Genomic DNA, 18,380 nt, shown 5'->3' with positions numbered 1-18,380 from the left:
ACCATAAAAGCATGAAAGCAGTTATAACCGGGGCTACAAAGGGAATAGGTAGGGCAGTTGCAATTAAGTTATGGCAAGAGGGTTACGACTTAGTACTCACAGCCAGAAACATCAGTGAACTGGAGCGGCTTAAAGCGGAATTGTTAACACCCGGCAGACAAATTTTAATTTATTCTACCGATGCTGGTGTTAAGGAAAGCATATACGGTTTTTTAGATGCTGCCGGGCAGGACGTTGGCTTTGCAGACGTTTTGGTTAACAACGTAGGCGCTTTTTTGCCTGGCAGTATGCTCGATGAAGACGACGAAGTTTTCGAAAAACAGCAGAATATTAACGTCAATGCAGCTTATTATATCTCTAAGTTTTTTGGAAAAAAAATGCGTTCAGAACGTCGTGGTCATATTTTTAACATTTGTTCGGTAGCCAGTAAGGCACCTGTAAAAAATGGTGGAAGTTATAGTGTAACAAAAGCAGCGATGTTTAGTCTTAATCATGTATTGCGGCAAGAATTAGCGCCACACAATGTTAAAGTAACTGCTTTTTTGCCGGGTTCAACCAAAACTTCATCCTGGGAAGGGACAACAATTCCTGATGAAAAATTCGTTCAACCCGAAGATATTGCAGAAACTTTGTTCACCATTTTAAACTTAAGTAAAGGGGTAAATGTTGATGAAGTGCTAATTACTCCGCTTGATTTTTAAACACAAAATGAACAGCGTTATGGAAAAGAAGCTTTTTAGAAACGAACACGATAAGATGATTGCCGGTGTAGCTTCAGGTCTTGCAGAATACATGCAGGTAGAGGTAACCATAGTTAGATTATTGTTTGCATTATCTACCATTTTTATGGCAGGTGGAGGCCTTATAGCCTATATTATCATGTGGATTATTGTTCCGGTTAATAATGATCCGGCAGCAAAATTCTCAAAGTTTAACGATTATTTTAATAAGAACAATCCAAATGCGGCTCCGTTTGGGCAGCCGGATTCATTCGCCGGCGCTGCGGGTATGGGCAACACAAACTGGACACAGCCAGTAAACGATGCTCAAAAAACCCCCTTCGAAACGCAGGCAGATTTTGGAAAGTTTAACAAGCCGAACGATACCGGCAGAACCATCGGCGGCTTATTGCTACTCGTAATTGGTTGTTTTTTCCTGATGCGTGAATTTGACTTCATTCCCGATTGGTTCAGACTTAGAAATTTCTGGCCTGTAATTTTTATCGTGCTTGGAATAAGCATTATCGCAAAATCAAAAAGGAAAAATGAATGGGCTGCGTTTCAAAACCAGCAACAAGCGGCAGAAGAACCGAAAACCGAAACCGTTACCGACGCGGTAATTGTTGAGGAAACCAAAGACGAAAACAATTCAACACCTAACAACCCTCAAGTATAAACATTATGAAATTAGATAGATTAATTTGGGGTATTTTACTGCTTTTTGTAGGCGGTGTACTCTTACTGGAAAACTTTGGCGTAATCGAATTTTACTGGCGAAATGTATGGCATTTCTGGCCTGTATTTCTAATCATTGCAGGGGTAAACATATTGTTCAACAAAAACAACTCGCAAACCGGTAGTATGATTTCCATTGCCGTGTTGGTTTTAACTCTGGGTTTCCTGTTCTTTAAAGGCCAGCAAGAACCAGACAGAAGCTCATGGTGGGGCCATAATTTTAAAAAAGATATCGATGTAAACATTGATGATAATGATAACAACGATGATAATGATAATAACGACAAAGCTTATAAGCAGTTAAATTTATCTGAACCTTTTGCCGCAGTTGATAGTACAAAGAAAGCAGTGTTAAATATTTCCGGTGGAGGTATTTCCTTTAACCTGGACGGCGAAACAACTGATTTAATTAAAGCAGACGTTAAGAAGAGGCACGGAGATTTCTCGTTAACGAAACAAACTACTGATACCGCTACATTGCTTACCTTTAAAATGGGCGATAAAAAGAACAAATGGAATTTTGGTGATGGCGGTAATGATGTAGATTTTAAACTTAACAAATCACCAAACTGGGATATAATTATGAAACTTGGTGCTGGTGAAGCCGACTTCAACTTCGAAGATTATAAAGTGCGTACTTTTCGTTTCGATGGCGGTGCCGCATCTTTAGACATAAAAGTTGGTAATTTGTTGCCAATTACCGATGTAATTGTGAAATCTGGTGTCGCCGACGTTAAAATTAAAGTTCCAACAACCTCCGGCTGCAGAATCAAAACTAAAACAGGTTTATCAGCCAAAGATTTTGAAGGTTTCGAGAAGCTAAGCGATGGTGTTTATGAAACATCAAACTATAAATCTTCAACAAAAAAAATCTTCATTAATTTAGATGGCGGATTGAGTAACTTTGAGGTGTCAAGGTATTAGAAAGCAAAAAGGTAAAAGCTTAAAGACTAAAGCTGCAGTACCTTTAAATCTTAAATTCAATGAATCCTGAGTACACAGTCGTAATTAATGGTAAGCCGCAAGGTCCGTACACATTATCCCAGCTTAGTGGCTTAAATATTACCCCCAATACATTTGTTCGTAAGCCAGGAATGGACGATTATAAAGAAGCTCATGCGATTGAAGAATTGCGTGAGCTTCTTGGTTTTAGCCATCAAAAAACTGCGCCCCAGTATTTCGCGGCTTTCGATTTGAGGCTGCTTGCATCGGTTATCGACCATTTTTTAATCTTCGTAATTTATTGCCTCGCTATCCTGATCAGTTTTATTTTTGTAGATGGTAAAGACCAGCGCATCATGGCATTCCTGATTCCGCTGCCATCAATTTTTATTATAAAATTAATTTATGGCAGTTTTGCAGAAGCCTCAAAAAGGCAAGCAACTATTGGAAAGCGATTGGTGAATATAAAAGTAACTGATTTGGAAGGTACGAGGGTTTCTATTGGTCGCTCGTTAATTCGAAATCTGTCAAAAATATTATCTGTTATTCCTGCTTTCTTCGGTTACTTTTATAGCTTTCTAAATAAAAGAAATCAGTGCTGGCACGATGTGGCGGCCGATACCTTAGTTATCAAAGACAGGTTGATATAGATTTTAAGTCATTCTCTCATCCAAAATTCTCTCATTCAAAATTCTATCTATATCTTTGCAACTGCATGGAAAATATATCGGTAAAAGATGGTTTAGCGGGTGGTTATTGTAATAGTTTAACTACTTATTCAAGGTTTTTAACCCGCGAAGTAAAGATTGGAGATATCGCTTTAGGCGGCAACAATCCAATCCGTATACAGTCGATGACCACAACCGATACCATGGATACCATAGGGACTGTTGAGCAAACCATTCGGATGGTAGAATCTGGTAGCGAATACGTTCGTATCACTGCGCCTAGTATTAAAGAGGCCGAAAACCTAGCCAATATTAAAAAAGAACTGCGTTATCGCGGATATGATGTGCCGCTCATCGCCGACATTCATTTTACACCGAATGCAGCTGAAATGGCAGCCAGGATTGTTGAAAAGGTGCGTGTAAATCCAGGGAATTACGCGGATAAGAAAAAGTTCGAAAATTTAGAATACACACAGGCAGCTTATACGGCGGAGCTGGAACGAATCAATAAAAAATTTATTCCGCTAATAAAAATTTGTAAAGAGTACGGTACCGCAATGCGTATCGGCACCAATCATGGCTCACTTTCCGACAGAATTATGAGTCACTATGGTGACACGCCTCGAGGCATGGTTGAGTCTGCTATGGAATTTATCCGCATGTGCGAGGCCGAAAACTATTTCAATCTGGTTATTTCCATGAAAGCCAGCAATACCCAGGTTATGGTTCAGGCCTATCGCTTACTCGTTGAAACGATGGTTAAAGAAGGAATGAACTACCCTTTGCACCTGGGCGTTACGGAGGCGGGAGATGGTGAAGATGGCCGTATAAAATCTGCAGTTGGTATAGGCACATTGCTTGAAGATGGTTTAGGTGATACCATTCGTGTGTCGTTAACTGAAGACCCGGAATTTGAAGCGCCTGTTGCAAAAGCATTAGCTGATAGATATTCTTCAAGACGTGCTAACCCGGCGACTGGAAATCAAGGCTTTGCCAATGCGCCGGAACCTGAAGTTTTAAACCACGAACCGCAAACCTATTCTCCATATGCTTATTCAAGGAGAATCACCGAACCTGTTCAGCACATTGGCGGTCATCATCACCCTGTGGTTATGATTGATGTTTCAAAGGAAAACCTGAAAGACCCATATTTTTTGAACGCTGTTGGCTACAATTACAGTGCTGTCTTAGATAAATATAATCTGGCCGATCAGGCTTGCGATTTAGTTTTTCTAGGAGATAGCCTGCCTTCGTTCTCTTTTCCGGGAAACCTAAAACAAATCTATAATTACAGAACCTGGCTGGCATTAAGGGATAAGAATAATTGTCACCCTTTGTTTACTTTGGATGAATTTAATGATGCAGCAATTAAAGATGAGCATTTAAATTTTGTAGAAATCGATTCATCAAGTTTTAGTCATCTGTCTCTACACCAATTAACTAACGTGGTTTTTATTTTGAAAACAAACGCAAACCATGGAATGGCAGAACAGAGAGCGTTGTTTGTTGCTTTACAGCAGAAAAACATTCAAACCCCGGTAATTATTAAAAGAAGTTACGACAGTTTAGCGGCAGATAATTTGATGCTTTATGCTGCAACTGATTTGGGCGCTTTACTAACGGATGGTTTCGGCGATGGTGTTTGGATTGATGCCGAAGGACAGAACTTGGCGCTGCTCAATGCAACGAGTTTTGGCATTTTGCAGGCAACCAGAACCAGAATAAGCAAAACAGAATACATTTCCTGCCCAAGTTGTGGGCGAACGCTTTTCGATTTACAGGAAACTACACAACTGATTCGTTCGCGAACCGACCATTTAAAAGGGCTGAAAATTGGCATTATGGGCTGTATCGTTAACGGTCCTGGAGAAATGGCCGATGCGGATTATGGATATGTTGGCACCGGCCCTGATAAAATTACGCTCTACCGCGGACAGGAAGTTGTTAAGAAAAACGTAAATACTGCTTTTGCGCTTGATGAACTGATTGATATCATCAAGGGTGATGGAAACTGGATAGAGAAAGCTTAGTTTGCTTCCCGATTGACAGAAGATCAAATTGAAATCATCGTTCGGCTTCAAAATCTGGAGATGAGTTGTCTGCCAGAAACTGCTAAACGCTTCGAAATAAAGATTTTGCCGGGCAATTTCTTTATCTAAAATTTCTAATCAATAAACTTATATTGCTTCATGAACATTCCTGAGTTTCACACCATATTTACAGGGCTCAGAAACTGGCTGATGAATAAAGGCCTGTCTGACGGAGATTTAACCTACGCTTACTTTTTTATTGGCTTAATTGGGGTTACGCTATTTCTGTTTATCACTATCTTTTTAACCCGCCAGGTTTTTATCGCAGTAATAAAAAGTGCAAAAACAAAATCCAATTGGCAACAGGCCCTTTTCGAATTCAGGGTTTTCAGGGCCTTTGCTTTAATTTTTGGAGCTTATATCATTTATAATGCTGTTCCATTTGTTTTCATTGATTTCAAAAGCTGGCTTTTTTACGCCTTAATTATTGCCAAAATATACATTGTACTCGCAGTAATGTTTGCGGTAAATGCGTTTCTTAATGCGGTGGTTTCCATCATGGAATCATCCCGAAAATATGCCGACAAGCCTATAAGAAGTTATAAGCAGGTTGCAAAGATTGTTTTTTATATTGTTGGTTTCGTACTTATCTTATCGATTATTTTGAATGAATCACCCCTGTATATTTTTGGTGGCTTTGGTGCGGTAACGGCGGTTTTCATTCTCGTTTTTCGCGATCCTATTTTGGGTTTTGTAGCGTCAGTGCAAATGAGTGCCATTGATTTGGTTCGGGTGGGCGACTGGATTACGGTAGAAAAATATGGCGCAGATGGCGAGGTAACCGAGATTAACCTAACGACCATAAAAGTTCGTAACTGGGATAAGACGGTAACGATTGTGCCAAGTTATGCTATTGTAAGCGAATCGTTTAAGAACTGGCGGGCCATGGAAGAAAGTGAAGGCCGACGAATTAAAAGGCACATTAACATTAAAATTTCGAGCATTAAATTTTGTGATGAAGACCTAATTAATCGTTTAAAAAGCATCGATTTTTTAAAGGATTACCTTGCGGAAACTCAACTCCAGATTGAAATGTTCAATGCCGAAAACACGGTAAATCCTAATAATTTAGTCAACGGAAGGCACATTACAAATATTGGAACGTTTAGGGTTTACGCTGAAAAATACCTCGAAAGTAATCCATATATCAATACTGATTTAACATTCATGGTTCGGCAGTTGCAAGCCACAGAGAATGGTTTGCCGATTGAGATTTATGTTTTTTCAAAAGAAAAAGCCCTTAAGAAATTTGAGGAAGTTGCAGCAGATATTTTCGACCACTTACTCGCTGCGGTTCCATATTTTGATTTGGAAATTTTTCAAAGTCCTAGCGGGAGTGACATGCGGGGTTTTGTTGGAAGAGGTAACGATTAAGCCGGAATTAGTAAATTTTTAACCTAGTAATAATGCACTCAATTTAATTTTTAATTAGGTTGTTCTCTCCATGCGAAAATAAATACCAATGATTACTCTGCTAAAAAGGTTAAACACTTTTCACACACTTTAAACAGTAATGGTGGCAAGGTTTCATTTTCGTAAGGGTGCGATGCACCATACACGTGATTTGCACCTTCTATTTTTATAAGCCTGCTGTTTGGGTTAGAATCCGCAAGTTTCTGTGCATTTTCGAAAGGGACATTAACATCATCATCACCATGAACAATTAACCATGGAATATTGATGCGCTTCGCAGCCTCAATGATGTTTAATGCTTCTGCGTGCTCTTCTAAATCCTCAAGTAGGCTAACATTTAAAGGCATCTGTTCCTTAGTCCGGGCATTAACAACGAAAATTTTGCCCGTTTTCTTCCACTCCGCTTCCTCTTCTTTTTTCCAAAGGCTGTTAAAGGCAGCCACAGCACTCCAGCTAATCAGTTTGTTAACTCTTAAATCGTTAGCTGCAGCAATAATTGCTAGTCCACCACCGCGACTATGTCCTATAATATTAACCTCGGTTGAACGTCCGTATGCTTTTTCGATGTAATCCAACACGGCATTAATATCAAATAGCTCTTTCGATACCGTGTTGTTTGCGAAAGTTTCCAAATCTGTAACGTCACTTGGATTTTCGGTAGGAACACCGCTATGAGATAAGTTAAATTTGATGTATCGATAGCCGTTTGCAGCAAAATACCTGGCGACCAGATTGTGTGCTCCCCAGTCTTTAAAACCCTTAAAGCCATGGATAAAAAGTACAACCGGTGTGTTTGGATTTTTGTCTTCGAAAGTAACATCCCCGATGATTAGTTTTCCATCAGAACCGATTAGGCTGAAATCTTGCTGTGTAATCATAACATTTTAACAAAGTTGAATGGTATAGTGTTTGTTTTTACTTCTAAAAACAATTAAAATGTCGATAGAAAACGAAAACCCAAAGCAAGAATCAGAAAACGGATTTTTTGATAACTTAAGTGATAAATTAAACGAATTTAAAGAAAAGGCTGAAGATACTTTGGAAAATCTACAGCATAAAGCCGCTGATGTTTGGGAAGATACCAAAGAAAAAGCTACAGAATTAAAAGAATCGGCCGAGGCAAAATGGGAAGATTTGACCTCAGATGAGGAAAAAAAAGACTAGGTTTCCCCAGCAAATAGGTGGGTTGCTCTGCTCATCTATTTGTTATAATAATAAAATGCCCAATAAATTAAAAGCGCCTGCAAAGGCAATCTCGTCCAGGCAATAATAGGCGTTATCAAAATTTTTCCAAGCATAAAAGGCGCCTTCTGTATCATGTAAATGTGGGCAGGAAGAAAGGAAATTAACATAACAATCAGGAGTATTGCAGCCAGTTTTCTCACGCCGGAAAAAAGCAATAAAACGCCTAAGCCTATCTCAATTATTCCCGATAAGTAAATTAATAATGAATGCGCAGGCAACCATTCTGGCATTATTGCGTAATATACATCAGTTGATATAAAATGATTTAATCCCGCCAGAACGTAAAGAAGGGCATAAATCCATAAGAAAAGTTTGAAAGTGAATGTGCGATTGTCAGCTTGATGCATTTATTTAAAACCGTTCTAAATTGATGTAAATTACAGATTAATGACGGTGACATGCACCAACCATGTTACTTTTGTATCCCGACAATAGTTAATAACGGAAGCAATTGGAATATTTAAAAGTAATAGCTTTTACGCATCACCACATCGACCTGAAATCTTTAGGGAAATTAGTAATTTGTGACCAGAGTTTAGACAGCAGGTTGAAAAATCTTCAGGCTGAACTTCCCGTTAGCGAAATTTTCTATATTGGAACTTGTAACCGTGTTGAGTTTGTTTTTCTTACCAAAGAAAAAACAGACAAAGAATTTGTTACCCGATTTTTGACCGTTTTAGATATGGGTTTACCTCCGGAATTTATGGAGCGTTTTCTTGATAATGTTACGGTTTTTGAAAATGAAGAGGCTTTTAATCACCTTCTGAGAACTTCCTGCTCTTTAGAAAGTTTAGTTGTTGGCGAAAAAGAAATCCTTGCACAAATTCGTAAAGCATATGAAAATTGCCGCGACGCCGGTTTTACTGGCGATTACATGCGGATGATTATGGACAGGGTTGTAAAAACCGCAAAGGAGGTTTACACCCATACCAATATTTCTAAAAATCCGGTATCGGTAGTTTCGTTGGCCTATCGCAAGCTTAAAGAGTTAAATATGTGTGGCAATTCCCGTGTGCTTATTATTGGCGCCGGCGATACCAATCAAAACATTGCTAAATACCTTAATAAGCATAAATATTCCAACTTTTCAATTTTCAACCGCACCCTTTCTAAAGCCGAAACTTTGGCTCAGGAGCTAAATGGAAGAGCTTTTAGTTTAGAAAGTTTAGAAACTTACACAGAAGGTTTCGATGTGATTATTACCTGTACAGGTTCTACAGAAGCCATTATTAACGAAGAACTTTACGCCAGGTTGCTTAACGGCGATACCGGAAAAAAGGTAATTGTTGATTTGGCGATTCCGAACGATGTTGCACCGGCGGTGATTCATAATAATCCAATTCATTACATTGAAGTGGAATCTTTGAAAGAAGTAGCCCGTAAAAATATCCAGGAACGCTACAACGAATTGGTACACGCTGAAGAAATTATCAGCAACAACATCACTGAATTTTTCACGGTTTTAAAACAGCGCCGTATCGAGTTAGCGATGCAGGAAGTTCCCCGCAAAATTAAGGAAATTAAGCATACTGCATTGAATGGTGTTTTTGCAGAGGAGATTAGTCAAATGGACGATGCTTCCCGCGAGGTTCTGGAACGTGTGATGAATTACATGGAAAAGAAGTACATCAGCGTTCCAATGATTATGGCTAAGGAAATTCTGGTTAAAGAATCTTAGTTAATTTTTCACTCTTTCGGCCTACGAAACGGTCTGATTTCCACCGGATTTTCTTCACAGCGGCAAATTAAAATAGATAAGTTATCTATATTTTTTTCTACCATCCATTTAACCCAATCAACATTTTGCTGGTATTGCGCTCTAAGCCAGGTTGTTAATTCCATCTGAATATAAGAAATTGTGCCTAACTGGTAATAAAAAAGAAAATTCTGTAACCTCACTGTCGCATTTTTAAACAATTCATGGTATAAAGTAAAATTCCCTTAAATTTGTAGCTCATTTAACCTTTATAGTGAAGAAATTAACCATCGGAACACGCGGTAGCGAATTGGCTTTATGGCAAGCAAATTATATTCAAAATGAATTGGCTGCTATAGGAATTGAAGCGGAAATTAAAATAATCAAGACGCAGGGTGATAAAATCCTGAATCTGAGATTAGATAAATTAGAAGGAAAAGGGTTTTTCACCAAAGAACTTGAGGAAGAGCTATTGGGGGGAACAATCGATCTGGCGGTACACTGCCTTAAAGATTTACCTACAAATCATCCTGCCGGATTAACCATTGCTGCTATACCTCCACGTGAAGAGGCAACGGAATATCTTTTAATTTTAAAAGATTGTGTTGATGTTTCGCAAAAACTTTCGTTAAAAAAAGGTGCGATGGTAGGCACATCATCCAACAGAAGAAAAGCCCAGTTACTCGGTTTACGCTCAGATTTGGAAATTGAAGATTTGCGGGGAAACGTTCCAACGCGTATCCAAAAATTGAGAGACGAAAACTACGATGCGATTATGTTGGCGAAAGCCGGAATAAAGCGCCTTGGCCTGGATGTAAGTGAGTTTCATGTTGAAGAATTAGAACCGACAGAATTTGTGCCGGCGCCCGCACAAGGTGCTTTAGCAATACAAATCAGGGAAAATGATACCGAGCTGTTTGAAGCATTACAAAAGCTTCACGATTTTGCAACGGCTGAGGAAGTTGCTGTAGAACGGAAGGTGCTTAATCTTTTCGAAGGTGGTTGCCATATGCCTTTGGGTTGTTATTGTAAAAAAGAAAACGGTTCTTTTGAAGTGTGGATTTCAAAAGCCGACACCGCAGATGATTTTCCCGAGCGTTTGTTTTTGCGCTCTGCAACCACTGATGGTTTAGCTGAGAAAATCGTTGCCAAGTTTGATAAACAAAGAAAGAAACCGGCAAAAGTCTTCATTTCGAGAGAAATAGGTGAGCATAGTTACTTTCGTAAAGCTTTAGAAAGCAAGAATATAGAAATTGAGGGTCGTTCTCTGATTCGGACGTTCCCCATTGTAACGGTTTTAGATCAGTTTATTTTAAAGAACATCGACTGGATTTTCTTTAGCAGTAGAAACAGTGTGGAATATTTTTTCAACTTAAAGCCACAATTGCCGAAAAAAACGCAGTTTGGCGTTGTTGGCAGAGGTTCGGAAGATGCGTTGAGAAAGTTTAATCATTTTGCTGATTTCGTTGGCGAAAGTGGCGATATCGCTGAAGTTGCCGGAGATTTTGCAAAATTAGTTTCTGGAAAAAATGTTTTATTTCCAAGAGCGCAGGATTCTCTGCAATCGATTCAGAAATCGTTGCCGGCCGACGCAAAAATAATTGACTTACCTATTTACGAAACCGTAATCGAAGAAAATATCGACCAGAGTTTTGCCGATGTATTAATTTTTACCAGTCCATCGAATGTTGACGCTTATTTTGCTGATAACTTACTCGAACCCGGACAACAGGTTATTGCTATCGGAAATTCTACAGGAAAGAAATTCGACGAAATGGGCGTGAAATACGTTTTGCCGTACTCGCCTGATGAAATTGGATTATCTGAAGCCGTTTTTGGAATAGAGATTAGATAGGAGATGAAAGTCCAAAACTGAAAGCGAAGAGTTTGGTAGCAGAAAGAACAAAGCTAAAAGCGTAAAGAAAAGCCGCCTCGTCATTGCTTCATGCCTCCCAATACCGACCATAAAAAACTAACTGCTCTAAAAAAATACGATACTCAAGTCTTGATACTTGAGATTAAATATTTGATACTAAAAGAATGTTACATCGTCCGCGAAGATTAAGGAAGAACCCGTTGGTTAGAGAGATGGTAGCCGAAACCCGACTATCGAAAGATATGTTTGTGTACCCGTACTTTGTAGTGCCCGGTACAAATGTTACCCATGCAATTGATGCAATGCCTGGCGTAAATCATTATTCTGTCGACACTTTGATTAAAGATGTTGAAGCCGGAATGAAAAAGGGCCTTAATAAAATTATGCTTTTTGGCGTGGGCGATGAGAAGTCTGCTGATGCTAAATCTGCCTATCATGGTCATTCTTTAGTTCCAACTGCAGTTCGCGAGTTGAAGAATCAGTTCGGTGAAGATTTATATGTAATTACCGATGTTTGTGTTTGTTCTTATACTACCCATGGCCACTGCGGCATTATGGAGAACGATTACGTTCAAAATGATAAAACGGTTGATGTAATTGCAAAAATGGCCCTCACACATGCTCAGGCTGGCGCTGATATGTTTGCCCCCTCTGATATGATGGATGGCAGAATTGAGGCAATGCGCAATCTTTTAGATGAAAACGGCTTCGTAAACGCCGCAATTATGAGCCACGCCACAAAGTTTGCATCTGCATATTATGGTCCTTTTAGAGAAGCGGCCGACTGTGCGCCTAGCAAGGGCGATAGAAAGGCTTATCAAATGGATTTTAGAAACCCGCTCGAAGCTTTACGCGAAGCACAGCTTGATGAGCAGGAAGGCGCAGACGTATTAATGGTGAAACCAGGTTTGGCTTACTTAGATATTATCCAGAGGTTAAAACAGGATACAAATTTACCAATAGCAGTTTACAATGTTTCAGGCGAATATTCAATGGTAAAAGCTGCTGCAGAACGTGGCTGGATTGATGAACAGAAGGTTGTAATGGAAACAATGTATGCCTTTGCGAGAGCAGGTGCAAGTATTATTACAACTTATCACATAAAAGATATTTTAAATAACGACTGGATTTAAAAGTCGTAAGTTTTATGTTTTACGTTTTGGCGTTTAATTAAAACTTGAAATTTACACCTTAAAAATAAAAAGTTGTAGGCAATAAGTTATGCGTCCTTTCGGATACTTAGCACTTAATACGTACAACTTAAAACTTTACAAGATGTTAGACTCATTAAAGAAAATTTTTTCAGGCAACGAGGCCGATGTGCCGTTAAATACAGGAAGCAAACCTGATATTTCAAGGGTAAAATCTGCCGAGTTGTACGAGAAATCGAAAACGTATTTTCCTGGAGGCGTGAATTCTCCCGTAAGGGCTTTTAAATCTGTTTACGGAACCCCGCTTTTTATCGAAAAGGGCGATGGATGTTATATCTGGGATGCAGATGGAAATCAGTTTATCGATTTCTGCGGAAGTTGGGGTCCCCTGATTTTGGGCCATAACAACCCTAAAATTAGAGAAAAGGTTACCGAAGTAATGCAAAACGGGATGAGTTTTGGTGCGCCAACTGCGTTGGAAAACGAATTGGCAGAGCTCATAATTAAAAATAATCGTTTTGTAGAGAAAATTAGGTTCACAAGTTCTGGAACAGAAGCCGTAATGTCGGCGATTCGTTTGGCCAGAGGATTTACAGGGAGAGATAAAATCTTAAAATTTGAAGGTTGCTACCACGGTCACAGCGATTCACTTTTGGTTAAAGCAGGTTCAGGATTGGTTACCTTCGGGGAAACGTCATCTGCCGGAGTGCCAAAATCTTTCGCTGAAGAAACAATCGTAATTCCTTTGAATGATAAGACGGCTATTGAACAGGCATTTTCGCAGTTTAAAGATCAGATTGCTGCGGTAATAATTGAAGGTATTCCAGCAAACAATGGATTGATTATGCAGGACGAAGATTATATTCACTTCTTGCGTAAAATTTGTACGGATAATCGTTCATTGCTTATTTTCGACGAAGTGATCACCGGTTTCCGCGTTGGTTTTGAGGGTGCCGCCGCTTATTACAACACCACACCTGATATTGTAACCTACGGAAAAATTATTGGCGGCGGTTTGCCAGTGGGTATGTATGGTGCATCTGCTGAAATTATGGGCCACATTTCTCCGGACGGTGGGGTTTACCAGGCTGGTACATTATCGGGCAATCCGGTGGCTATGGCGGCAGGTATTGCAACGTTAAGCGAATTGAACAAATCTGGTTTTTACAAAGATTTGAATAACAAAACGCAGGAGTTTGTAGCAAGCATTCAACGTTTTGCCACTGCCAGAAATTATAAGTTTAAAGTTTTTACGGTTGGGTCTATTTTCTGGTTTGCATTTACCGATAAGGATAAAATTCAATCGGCTGATGATATTGACGCAAGCACGATGGAAAAATTCAAAGTTATGCACCGTGAACTACTTAACCGCGGCATATATTTAGGGCCATCAGGTTACGAAGTTGGTTTCGTATCTTCAGCACATACAAAAATTGAGTTGGAAAAAGCTAAACGGGCGATTTTTGAATCCCTGGATTTGGTGTTTAAGAAATAGTTTTTTTATACTGCCTTTGCAGTTTCAAAAGGCATATAAAAACGATTATATTACTACAAAGTTGGTTTTGTATTTCTTGCACGTACTTATGTTCTCTAAACCCGATTGCAGTGAAAATTTTTTTGATGCACGTTGTTAACAGACGAAGACAACAATCGCAAAAAGATTGAAACGAAAAGCGGGACTGAAATAACCGAATGAACAGTAAATTGCTTTCCATACTCAGTTTACGCTTTTTTGCGAAAAATGGTTGGTGTAAAACAAAACTAAAGGGCAAAAAATACATTTTGCACTTAAAGGATAATCTTTAAATCCTCAAATTATAGAAAATTTCGGTAAAGACAGATGAAGAAATCGATTATCATATTTTACGCATTATTGCTTTATGCTTTAATTCAGCTCATTTCATGGGGAACTTTGGTGGTGCGGTTGCAGCCCAGCCGCATGACGATGATTATGGGAGAGGGTTCTGTGTTTCTGTTTTTGCTGTGCATTGGGGGTTATTTCCTGCATCAATCGCTAAAACGTGAAGATAAACTGAGAGAGCAACAACAGAATTTCCTCATGTCTATTACGCACGAATTGAAATCGCCTTTGGCAGCAATAAAACTTTCTATCCAGACTATTGTTAAAAGAGATTTGGATAAGGCTCGTCAGGTTTCGCTTTTAAATAATTCGTTAAAAGATATCGAACGATTGGATGATTTGGTTGAGAACATGTTGCTGGCCACCAAAATTGAGAACCGTTCTTACACGTTTCCAAAAGAGGAGTTTAATTTTTCGGAATTGGTTTACAAAATCACCGACAGGTTGCAGGTTCATTCATGTGGAAATGAACAGTTGATAAATGCGCAAATTCAGCCAAATTTGCAGATAATGGGTGACAAGTTTGCCTTATCGTCAGTAGTTACGAATTTGATAGAAAATGCGGTTAAATATTCCAGTCCTTGTGATGAAATAAATGTGCTTTTAGATAAGGTGGATGGACATATTCAGCTAAGTGTGATTGATAAAGGGCCCGGTATTTCGGATGCCGAAAAAATGTTGATATTTGATAAATTTTACCGCGTTGGTAATGAGAATGTCAGGAAAGCGAAAGGAACAGGTTTAGGCTTGTTTATTGTGAAAGAGGTTTTACAATACCATGATGCAGATATTACAGTTAAAGACAATTTGCCCCAGGGAAGTATTTTTGAAGTAACATTTAGTTAATCTCAATTATGTCACAAAAACTTAGAATTCTATTGGTAGAAGACGAGGATCACTTGTTAGATGCTATCAAATTAAACCTGGAACTTGAGGGTTATAAAGTTCACGCCGTTAAAGATGGCAAAACCGCTCTTAAAATTTTTAAAGAAGAACGCTTCAATCTGATTATTTTAGATGTAATGTTGCCGGAAATGGATGGTTTCCAGGTTTGTGAAACAATTCGTTTAGAAAATGCAGAAGTTCCAATTATGTTTTTAACTGCCAAAAACACTTCTGAAGATCGTGTTTTAGGCTTGAAAAAAGGCGCTGATGATTATTTGGTTAAACCTTTTAACCTTGAGGAGCTTATTCTTCGCGTGGGTATTTTGGTTAAACGCAGTTTAAAATCTGATGATTTAAAAGAATTAAATTCTTACAAAATTGGCGATAAAACAATCTATTTCAACTCTTTCGAACTTAAACATGATGATGGCACGATTACGCCGTTAACAAAAAAGGAAACGATGTTGTTGAAGTTGTTAATTGAGCGGAAAAATGATGCCGTTTCAAGAGAGCAGATTTTGGAAACCGTTTGGAATTACGATGTTTATCCATCAACCAGAACGATTGATAATTTCATTTTAACTTTCCGTAAGTATTTTGAGCCAGATCAAAAAAACCCTGTTTATTTTCACTCAATCCGCGGGGTTGGTTACAAATTCACCGATAGTCATTAATGTACAATAGTTTAGGCAGGTATGCGCTAATGGCCATTTTTTTGATGGCTGCTTTAGTGTGCGTGTTTTTTACCCAATACGAGCTAGCCGCGGTTGCGGGATTTTTGTTCCTGTTTGTTATCTGGAGCCATTTCAGGCATAGTTCTGTTTTAATGGCCTCAAAATATTTTAAAAATAACGAATTTGAGAAAGCAAAGCTGATGCTGGCTGAAGTTCCTAATCCTGAAAGGCTTTCAAAAAACAGAAGGGGATATTACGAATTTATGCAGGGCAATATGGCCTTGAAAGAGGAACTTTGGGATAAAGCCGAATATCACTTTCAACTGGCAAGCCGCTTTCCCGTTGGCGGAAAAACGCAAAAGTCGTTTGTGTTAATTCATTTAGCTAACCTCGCTTTGCGAAAAAAAGATAAAGAAAAGGCCGAGGCCTATGTTAAAGTTGCCAAAGAACTTGCAGAATCCCCCCGGTCTAAAGATATAATCGTAAAGATTGAGAAAGAAATAGGAAAATTATAATATTCGTATTGTCATTTTGAGGAACGAAGAGCCGCTTTAGGAATAAAAAGGTACTTCGTTTTTTTTTATTTTATACCTTTGCGGCCAACCCGTCATCAGGGCTATCGGGTTTGGCTCAGCTTCTTCGCTTTAAAGAACCCGACTAAGCACCAGCCTGACGTTGATTAAGGAAGACAATTACAAATCATGAAGAATAATTTATTTTTAGACGCTGCATTTTCGAAACAAACAGAACGCCCACCGGTATGGATGATGCGCCAGGCTGGCCGTTTTATGCCACAATACTGGGAAATTAAAAACAAATACTCTTTCTTAGAGATGTGCAAAACTCCTGAAATTGCCGCCGATGTAACTATGTTACCCGTTGATTTGTTGGGTATTGATGCAGCGATTTTATTCTGTGATATTTTAGTGACAGGCGAAGCCATGGGAGGCGATTTAAGCTTTACCCAGGGTGTAGGGCCGAAATTTGCAAATCCTGTTCGTAATGCACAGGATATTGAAAACCTGAATGTTGATTGCTTGGATGAGTTGCAGTATGTTGCTGATGCGATTAAAGTGATTCAGCAGCGTTTGGCTGGCGATATTCCTTTAATTGGCTTTGCAGGTGCACCTTTTACGGTGATGAGTTACCTAATCGAAGGTGGTTCTTCAAAAGATTTTAAATTAACGAAGCTTTTTATTCATAACCAGCCAGAATTGGCCCATAAATTATTAGCAAAAATTGCTAAAGTAACGGCCGATTACCTGAATCTTCAGATTGCTGCCGGTGTAAACGCTGTTCAGATTTTCGATAGCTGGGCGCTTGCATTATCCTGGAATGACTACCAGGAATTTTCACATCGTTATATTCAGGAAATTATCTCTAATTTAAACAGAACTGATATTCCTGTAATTTCATTTTGCAAAGGAAGCTCGGTTTTTGCGCCAATGATGGCAGAGGCAAAGCCTGATGTAATTTCTGTAGACTGGAATGCTGATTTATTGAACATTAAAAATGCTTTACCAGCAGGAATTGCTGTTCAGGGGAACTTAGATCCACACATTTTATACGCAGACCAACCTGTAATTAAAGCACAAATTCATAAACTTTTCGAACGCATGCGTGGAACGGAAGGTTTCATTTTCAATTTGGGACATGGAATTATGCCGGATATTCCTTTTGATAATGTGAAATACGCGATTGAAGTGGTTAAAGAATTTAGGTATTAATCAGTTTTTATTTAAATGATAGAGAGCCTGCTTCCATATTATCGATATTTCATTGCAATGCACATTGTATTCGTAATTAGCTGGATGGCAGGTTTATTTTACATCTTAAGCTTATTTATTTACCATACCGAAGCTAACGCTAAATCTGAGCCTGAGAAATCCATCTTATTAAATCAGTTTGTTAAAATGGAAGCCACGCTGTGGAAAATTATCTGTGCGCCGGCAATGGTAATTACCGTCTTGGCTGGGGTTTCTATGCTAACCTTAAATCCTGACCTCTTAAGCGCAGATTGGATGCAGGTAAAACTGGCCTTTGTGGTCGGCTTGCTCGTTTATCATTTCATCTGTAGAAATATTGTTAAGCAACTAAAAAATAACCAGTTTAAGTTAAGTAGTTTTCAGCTGCGTCTGTGGCGAGAGCTCGCAACAATTTTTATGATTGCAATTGTGTTTGTAGTTATCCTTAAAAGTGCAATAAACTGGATTTACGGCTTGATTGGAATTATGGGCGTAGCGATGGCCATTATGATTGCCGTAAAGTTGTATAAAAATTACCGTAAGAAACGCGGCGAATAACCCTTTGCAAAAGCCAGAGTAAGCGATATCAAAACTCAACATCATCCCGATTTTATTTGGAATCCACCAATGTTGAAGCCAGAAAGTATAAAACTTTGTTTGCTTTGAGTAAACTTGTAATC

Annotated in this window: 18 protein-coding genes; 16 read left to right on the top strand and 2 right to left on the bottom strand. The window is 38.9% G+C overall.

Annotation, left to right across the window (positions count from 1 at the left end; translation table 11 throughout):
- Window positions 1-11 precede the first annotated feature (11 nt).
- The 6 genes from AC0IWT_RS11905 to AC0IWT_RS11880 all read left to right on the top strand — a co-directional run bounded on the left by AC0IWT_RS11905 (window position 12) and on the right by AC0IWT_RS11880 (window position 6,528).
- Entirely contained in the window at window positions 12-701 is a 690-nt protein-coding gene (locus AC0IWT_RS11905) for an SDR family oxidoreductase (protein ID WP_056870252.1), read from the top strand.
- Between the two features lie 19 nt (window positions 702-720).
- Window positions 721-1,395: a PspC domain-containing protein gene (locus AC0IWT_RS11900; RefSeq protein WP_471797375.1), complete on the top strand. Its 675-nt coding sequence runs from the start codon at window positions 721-723 to the stop codon at window positions 1,393-1,395.
- Window positions 1,396-1,400: 5 nt separating this feature from the next.
- Window positions 1,401-2,378 (top strand): LiaF transmembrane domain-containing protein, encoded by a 978-nt coding sequence (locus AC0IWT_RS11895; protein WP_471797374.1) that lies wholly within the window; start codon window positions 1,401-1,403, stop codon window positions 2,376-2,378.
- Window positions 2,379-2,437: 59 nt separating this feature from the next.
- A complete protein-coding gene (locus AC0IWT_RS11890; protein WP_471797373.1) occupies window positions 2,438-3,046 on the top strand; it encodes an RDD family protein in 609 nt (202 codons plus the stop codon).
- A gap of 65 nt (window positions 3,047-3,111) precedes the next feature.
- Window positions 3,112-5,094, top strand: coding sequence for a (E)-4-hydroxy-3-methylbut-2-enyl-diphosphate synthase (ispG, locus tag AC0IWT_RS11885; RefSeq protein WP_471797372.1), 1,983 nt, complete (start codon window positions 3,112-3,114; stop codon window positions 5,092-5,094).
- A gap of 159 nt (window positions 5,095-5,253) precedes the next feature.
- Window positions 5,254-6,528 carry a mechanosensitive ion channel family protein gene (locus AC0IWT_RS11880; protein ID WP_471797371.1) on the top strand — a complete coding sequence of 425 codons (1,275 nt, stop codon included), beginning with the start codon at window positions 5,254-5,256 and terminating at the stop codon, window positions 6,526-6,528.
- A 92-nt stretch (window positions 6,529-6,620) separates the two neighbouring features.
- On the opposite strand, the gene AC0IWT_RS11875 is transcribed toward AC0IWT_RS11880, so the two are convergent.
- Window positions 6,621-7,445, bottom strand: a complete 825-nt coding sequence (locus tag AC0IWT_RS11875; RefSeq protein WP_471797370.1) for an alpha/beta hydrolase family protein — start codon at window positions 7,443-7,445, stop codon at window positions 6,621-6,623.
- Window positions 7,446-7,503: 58 nt separating this feature from the next.
- Between AC0IWT_RS11875 and AC0IWT_RS11870 the strand changes: the two genes are divergently transcribed.
- Complete coding sequence (locus AC0IWT_RS11870) at window positions 7,504-7,731, top strand: YtxH domain-containing protein (protein ID WP_056869968.1); 228 nt, start codon at window positions 7,504-7,506, stop codon at window positions 7,729-7,731.
- A 35-nt stretch (window positions 7,732-7,766) separates the two neighbouring features.
- Here the strand turns inward: AC0IWT_RS11870 and AC0IWT_RS11865 are convergent, their stop codons facing one another.
- Complete coding sequence (locus AC0IWT_RS11865) at window positions 7,767-8,159, bottom strand: DoxX family protein (RefSeq protein WP_471797369.1); 393 nt, start codon at window positions 8,157-8,159, stop codon at window positions 7,767-7,769.
- Between the two features lie 104 nt (window positions 8,160-8,263).
- On the opposite strand from AC0IWT_RS11865, the gene hemA reads away from it, so the two are divergent.
- From hemA to AC0IWT_RS11820, 9 genes are all read left to right on the top strand, one after another.
- A complete protein-coding gene (hemA, locus tag AC0IWT_RS11860) occupies window positions 8,264-9,490 on the top strand; it encodes a glutamyl-tRNA reductase (protein ID WP_056869970.1) in 1,227 nt (408 codons plus the stop codon).
- A 292-nt stretch (window positions 9,491-9,782) separates the two neighbouring features.
- Entirely contained in the window at window positions 9,783-11,363 is a 1,581-nt protein-coding gene (gene hemC / locus AC0IWT_RS11855) for a hydroxymethylbilane synthase (RefSeq protein WP_471797368.1), read from the top strand.
- 185 nt (window positions 11,364-11,548) lie between these two features.
- Window positions 11,549-12,517: a porphobilinogen synthase gene (hemB, locus tag AC0IWT_RS11850; protein ID WP_471797367.1), complete on the top strand. Its 969-nt coding sequence runs from the start codon at window positions 11,549-11,551 to the stop codon at window positions 12,515-12,517.
- Between the two features lie 142 nt (window positions 12,518-12,659).
- Complete coding sequence (gene hemL / locus AC0IWT_RS11845) at window positions 12,660-14,030, top strand: glutamate-1-semialdehyde 2,1-aminomutase (RefSeq protein WP_471797366.1); 1,371 nt, start codon at window positions 12,660-12,662, stop codon at window positions 14,028-14,030.
- A gap of 345 nt (window positions 14,031-14,375) precedes the next feature.
- On the top strand, window positions 14,376-15,242 hold the full coding sequence (locus tag AC0IWT_RS11840; RefSeq protein WP_124912747.1) for a sensor histidine kinase: 867 nt from the start codon (window positions 14,376-14,378) through the stop codon (window positions 15,240-15,242).
- Between the two features lie 8 nt (window positions 15,243-15,250).
- The gene (locus AC0IWT_RS11835) at window positions 15,251-15,955 is read left to right on the top strand and encodes a response regulator transcription factor (RefSeq protein ID WP_025146905.1); all 705 of its coding nucleotides are present in this window, start codon (window positions 15,251-15,253) and stop codon (window positions 15,953-15,955) included.
- Complete coding sequence (locus tag AC0IWT_RS11830) at window positions 15,955-16,470, top strand: hypothetical protein (RefSeq protein ID WP_471797365.1); 516 nt, start codon at window positions 15,955-15,957, stop codon at window positions 16,468-16,470. The genes AC0IWT_RS11835 and AC0IWT_RS11830 overlap by 1 nt, the downstream gene beginning before the upstream one ends.
- A 186-nt stretch (window positions 16,471-16,656) precedes the next feature.
- Entirely contained in the window at window positions 16,657-17,682 is a 1,026-nt protein-coding gene (gene hemE, locus AC0IWT_RS11825) for a uroporphyrinogen decarboxylase (protein ID WP_471797364.1), read from the top strand.
- A gap of 15 nt (window positions 17,683-17,697) precedes the next feature.
- Window positions 17,698-18,258, top strand: a complete 561-nt coding sequence (locus AC0IWT_RS11820; RefSeq protein WP_471797363.1) for a CopD family protein — start codon at window positions 17,698-17,700, stop codon at window positions 18,256-18,258.
- Window positions 18,259-18,380 lie beyond the last annotated feature (122 nt).

This window comes from Pedobacter sp. AC464 (assembly GCF_979253075.1).
Note: the sequence above shows the minus strand (reverse complement) of the source record. Positions and strands in the feature narration are given on the sequence as shown.